General features: G+C 48.9%; 4 protein-coding genes. 1 reads left to right on the plus strand and 3 read right to left on the minus strand.

Features of this window, described 5'->3' with window-relative positions:
* On the plus strand, positions 1-3,159 hold a 3,159-nt coding region (locus AB7U36_RS16820), incomplete at its 5' end, for a glycosyltransferase family 4 protein (RefSeq protein ID WP_428160855.1).
* Here AB7U36_RS16820 and AB7U36_RS16825 read toward each other — a convergent pair.
* The 3 genes from AB7U36_RS16825 to AB7U36_RS16835 all read right to left on the minus strand — a co-directional run.
* Entirely contained in the window at positions 3,146-4,348 is a 1,203-nt protein-coding gene (locus AB7U36_RS16825) for an ABC transporter ATP-binding protein (protein ID WP_428160678.1), read from the minus strand. The two genes, AB7U36_RS16820 and AB7U36_RS16825, sit on opposite strands and share 14 nt — an antisense overlap.
* Positions 4,345-5,487, minus strand: a complete 1,143-nt coding sequence (locus AB7U36_RS16830) for a glycosyltransferase family 4 protein (protein WP_428160677.1) — start codon at positions 5,485-5,487, stop codon at positions 4,345-4,347. The genes AB7U36_RS16825 and AB7U36_RS16830 overlap by 4 nt, the downstream gene beginning before the upstream one ends.
* Positions 5,484-5,929 (minus strand): ABC transporter permease (locus AB7U36_RS16835; RefSeq protein WP_428160856.1); only part of this gene is annotated, 446 nt, incomplete at its 5' end. The genes AB7U36_RS16835 and AB7U36_RS16830, both read right to left, overlap by 4 nt.

Here is a 5,929-nt window from a genome sequence, read left to right on the forward strand (position 1 = left end):
TTTATTAGTCTGGCCGACCGCCTGGCAATGGTTTACCATAACATCACCCCGGCCCATTATTTTGAAACCGGAACCGCCCACAGCAATGCAACGAAACAAGGCAGGGAACAGTTAGCCGGCTGGCAGGATCTGTTCGCCGGCATCATCGCGGATTCCAAATATAACGCCCAGGAGTTAAACGGCTTGGGGTATGAGAACGTACATGTCATCCCTTTGTTAATTGATTTTGAAAACATAAAAAAAAACACTGTGTCCCGGGAGATCATTCACCGGCATGAAACCACTTTTAACCTGCTCTTTGTGGGCAGGATCTGTGAAAATAAATGCCAGCACGATCTGGTCCACGCACTGGCCCGGCTGGGTAACAAAAATGTTCATCTGTTCTGTGTGGGAGGAAACACCAGTCCCCCTTATCTGAAATATATTAAAAAGCTGGTTGCAGGCTACGGCTTGCAGGAACAGGTCCATTTACCCGGGAAAGTCAGTGATCAAGACCTTTGGGGATACTATCATGCAGCCGATCTTTTTGTCAGCTTAAGTGATCATGAAGGGTTCGGCATCCCGCTCATAGAAGCCTCAAGCATAGGACTGCCCGTCGTTGCCTACGACAGCAGCAATATCAGACACACCCTTGCAGGTTCAGGTCTTATTTTATCCCACAAAAACAGTACCGATGTTGCAGCGGTATTGCAGCGCCTGATGACCCAGCCGTTATGGCGGCACAGATTGGCGAAAGGAGAGCAGGCAAACCTTTCCCGGTTTGACTTTGAAAATTTAAAAACCGGGCTCAACGCATTTATAAATTCACTGCTGTCCGGCACCCGCAATACCATTGACCTTCATCACCCCGCCGCAGATAAAAAAAGCACCCTGAAAATAAGCTTTGAAGGACCCTTTGACTCCAATTACAGCCTGGCGCTTGTGAACCGTGAGCTTGCGCTGGCGCTTCAGGATCAAGGTTTCATCCTTGAGCTTCATTCCACCGAAGGAGGCGGGGACTTTTCTCCGGATGAAAAGTTTCTTAACTATTTCCCCCGGATTAAAAAAATGTGGAACCGTGGCGTCAGGCAAGAAAAAGCGGATCTGGCCATCCGGAATCTTTTCCCCCCGAGGGTCAGCGGGATGAACGGCGCTTTGAAAATTCTTGCACCCTATGCATGGGAGGAATCGGTTTTTCCCGGGCAGTGGATTGATTCATTCAACATTCAGCTCCACCTTGTGGGGGCTGTATCCGGTTATGTTGCCCGGACCTTGAAAAATAACGGCATCACCGTACCCACGGTCACCATGGGAAATGGGGCTGATCATTTAAAAGAGGTCGCGCCGGAACCGCTTCCTTTCGGGTTTCCGCCCGGATATACCCTGCTGCATATTTCTTCGTGCTTCCCCCGGAAGGGCGCGGACCTGCTGCTGAAAGCCTTTACTGCAGCTGATTTCGGGGCCCGTCCGGAAGTTACCCTTATTATCAAGACCTTTCCCAATCCCCACAATAGAATCCTCAGCCAGTTGGACAAAGCGGGGTGGGTAAAAGAACAACCGTCTCAGTTGTTCTTTTATAACGGTACAATGAACAGCAAAAAGAAAATACTTCTAGTGGAAGATGAACTCTCCCCGGGTCAACTTGTTTCCCTGTACCGGCACAGCGATCTTCTCGTGGCGCCCAGCCGTGGAGAAGGCTTTGGGCTGCCCATGGCCGAAGCCATGGTGTTCGGTCTGCCGGTCCTCACCACGGGTTTTGGCGGGCAAACAGATTTTTGCAGCCATGAAACAGCGTGGCTGACGGATTATAAATTCAGCCATGCCAGAACCCACATGGCACTGCCGGATTCCGTTTGGGTGGAACCGGACCTTGGGGATTTGACCAGGCAAATGGAACATATATCCCGGCTGCCTGCGGAAAAAATAAACCGTAAAACCCGAGCCGCCAAAGAAAATATCCTCAAAAACTACGCCTGGCGACAGGTTTCAAAACGATTGACCCAGGCAATTGAGGCGCTCGACCATCAGAATTGCCCAGCCCCAGAACCGCGCATCGGCTGGGTAACGACATGGAATATCCCCTGCGGCATCGCATCCTACTCAAAATACTTAGTCCGTTGTCTTTCTGTCGGAAAAGTGACGGTACTTGCAAACAACGCCCTTAATCTGACTGAACAGGATGGACCTGAGGTCATCCGCTGCTGGGAAGCGGACGAAAAAGATAGCCTGCAGCAACTGGTTCATAGAATTGTTGCTGCTGGGATCACGGATATCGTGATTCAATTTAATTTCAATTTTTTCAATCTAAACGCATTATCCGGCTTCTTAGACACAATGAAAAGGTATCAAAAACGCTGTTACCTTTTTTTACACTCTACAGCAGATGTCCTGCCGCCCCATGCGCCCAAATCCCTATCGCAGATTAGATCATCACTATTCAACACCCACAGGCTGGTCGTTCACTCGGTTCACGACTTGAATCACCTGAAATCCATGGGTTGCGTTGAAAATGTGATGCGCTTTCCCCATGGCGTGGATGTCAGCCCCCATTCATTGGCCCCTACAGGAGGCACATCCTTTCCTGCACCCGATCATCCCCATGTGGATGAAAAACTGATTGCGGCCTACGGCTTTCTGCTGCCCCATAAAGGCATCCGGGAACTGATTTGCGCCTTTGAGCTCCTGAAAAAAAAAGCCCCGGACCTCAAGCTGCTTCTTTTAAACGCGCTCTATCCGGCCGCCCCCGCTTCAAAAGAGGAACAAAGACTGTGCCTGCAGCAGATCAAGGAGAGTCCATACGGCAATGACATCACCATGGATAACGGGTATCTGGAGGAAAAAGAGATTTTTAACAGGTTGTCCCGGGCGAATGTCATTGTTTACCCCTGCCAGACCACCCAGGAGTCTTCCAGTGCGTCAGTCAGGGCGGGGCTGGCCACCGGCCGCCCCATCGCAGTCACCCCCCTGGATATCTTTGAAGATGTGTCGGACGTTGTCTATACCCTGCCGGGGACAACACCTGAACACATGGCCCAAGGTATTGAAACAATGATCAATAATCGTGAAATATCCAGTCGCCTGATGTCAAAACAAAAACAGTGGCTGTTGTCCCACGATTGGCAGGTACTGGGAAGACAATTGGGGAACATCATTAAAGGATGTGCTGTTAGCCTCCATTGACATGCAACTTGGGCGTCAACCGGATAAGGCCTGCAAAAAAAGGCTCATCCCCCAATACGGTTTCAAAGACAGCACAGCCATCAACCCAATGCACACACTGGTCAACATGGCTTGCACCGGTGTGGATTGCGGCGGTAATGGAGTATTTGCCAGGTCCCAGGTTAAACTGATCAAATGAATAGACAATATCCATTGTCCGCCCCTGCTGAACATCAATCTTTTTTTTCAGATAATGTGAGTTTGTGCCGTAAACGTCTTGTCCGAATCGATCCCGTATGACAATCCCCAGGGTTAAATCTTCCATGGATGCCTGCCCTTTAAGGGTTATTACAATGTCCGCCGGTTTACCGCTGATGAGGATCTTTGTCTCGTTTTGATGCTCATCTTTCAGTGTCACGGATTCGATCAAAACCTGCCGGCTGCCGTACCCGTTGAGTGAACGCCCTGCCCTGACATCATCATTTGATACAGAACGCCGTGCAATATGGCAATTATAGGCATTGATGATGGTTTCGGGTTCTCCATATTCAATTGCTGTGCCGCGATCCAATAATATCGCTTTATCACATAAAACCTTTACGGCATTCATATCGTGAGAAACAAACACAATGGATCCCCCGCCCGCCTTGAACTCCCGTATCTTCTGCATACATTTTTGCTGAAAATAGGCATCTCCTACGGACAGGGCCTCATCCACGACAAACGCCTGGGGTTCGGCATGAATGGCCACGGAAAAGGCCAGACGCATGATCATGCCCGAAGAATATGTTTTAAGGGGCTCATGGATAAAATCCCCCAGCTCCGTAAATGAGATGATCTCATCCAGCTTCCGGTTAATTTCCGGCCTGGAAAGCCCAAGATATGTTGCATTATGAATAATATTATCAATGCCTGAAAATTCATGGTTGAATCCGGTACCAAGTTCCAGCAGCCCCGTTATTTTGCCCGATATATGAACTGTCCCTGTGTCCGGTATCAGAATGCCTGTGAGAAGTTTTAAAACCGTTGATTTACCAGCCCCGTTTTCTCCGATAAGCCCAAGGGTCTCCCCCCCGGGAACCGTAAAGCTCAGGTTTTTAACCGCATCAAATTTTTTGTGGCGGCACTTCCTGAATATAATCTCCTTAAGCCGTTCCGATGGCTTGCGGTACAGTTTAAACGTCTTTGATATATTTTGAACTGAAATCATCTTGCCGCGTTCCTGTATACATCAAGGGTTTGATTGGCAGTGGATTCCCATGTAAAGCCCAGGGCGCGCTGCCTTCCTTTTTCCGCCAAAAGGGTTCTTGCCCCTGTGTCATGGACAACAGTTTCAATGGCCTGGGCCAGTTCACTGCTTTGCCGCGGATCAATTAAAACGGCCGCATCTCCCGCCACTTCGGGCATGCTGGAGACGTTGGAACAGATAACCGGACAGCCGCAGGCCATTGCCTCCACAATGGGAAGGCCGAACCCTTCGTATAAACTTGGATAAATCAAGGCCTGGGCGCCTGTGTAAACGGCCCTTAAATCATGGTCCGGGATATGACCTGTCAGATAAACCCTGTTTTTAAGGTTTTTATTTCTGATTTTCTCAAACCAGGATTTTTCACCCCATCCTTTCCAGCCCACAAGGACAATGGGGATATCGGTTTTTGTTTCCGCCAGGGCATCCACGAGAAGATCAATATTTTTTCTGGGTTCAAGGGAGCTTACAAACAGCAGATACGATGGGGGCAGGTTGTACTTTTGCCTCACCGTTGCCACAACGTTCTTATCCGCAGGGGTAAACACCGGGTCCGCAGCCAGCGGTACAGCCGTGACCATGGACGGATCCACCTTGAACTCGCTGATGATCTCCTGCCGAATAAATTCTGAAATAGTCAGGATGTGCATGGCATACCGCAGTCTTGTTTTTATAAAATATTCAAAAAAAAGCACCCGCTCCTTTGGATGGGTCTCCTTATACCGGCGCAAAGAGAGATCATAGATGGAAAATACCGTAGGGACCCTTGTCAGCTTTGCCGGTGAAAAGGCTGTTTCATGGTAAACCGAAAACCCGGGTGTCTGGTTCCGACACACCCTGTTCAGGCAATACTCATACTTCATCCACCGGGCAGCCCTCACCCCGAAAATTACATGGTCAGGCAGGTACCTGACAGCTCCCACGGTTTTCTGCCACCGTCCGGCGTCTGCCATGGGCGGCATGGCGTCCACAACGCAGCTTCCGTTAAAATAACGGATATCGGCCCGGCCCATGCCATGGATGGTGTGGTATAAGTTGCGCAGGTACCTTGCAATGCCGGTTAAAAGTCCGGTCATGGGTATTGCGTTAACCAAAATTTTCATAGAAAATCCCTTATATCTTTTTCCAGATACCGAAGCATCAAAAAGGAAAAAAACAAAATCAGGTGGGTAACTACCGCGAGTACCCAAAGAGCTTTAAAGGAAGGGTATGAATGAAACGCAAATATTTTGTGGTAGGCATCTATCAACCTGAAGGCCGGATTGTACATAATAATTCTTTTTACCGGATCTGGAAGGATATCAACAATATAAACAATGGGCGTAAACCAGAACCACAGCTGTAAAATCACCCCTGTAATTTGACGCACATCACGGATAAAAACATTTAAAACCCCTGCAATCAACCCAAGCCCCAGAGCCAACATCTGTTGGAGGTAATACAAAACCGGGAGCAGCCATAACGACATGTGAAATTCATAACCGGTACACAAAAGGATCAGAAAAAAAACCAGCATGGATATGACATAGGTAATGGTTTCAGACA

Source organism: Desulfobacter sp. (genome assembly GCF_050177295.1).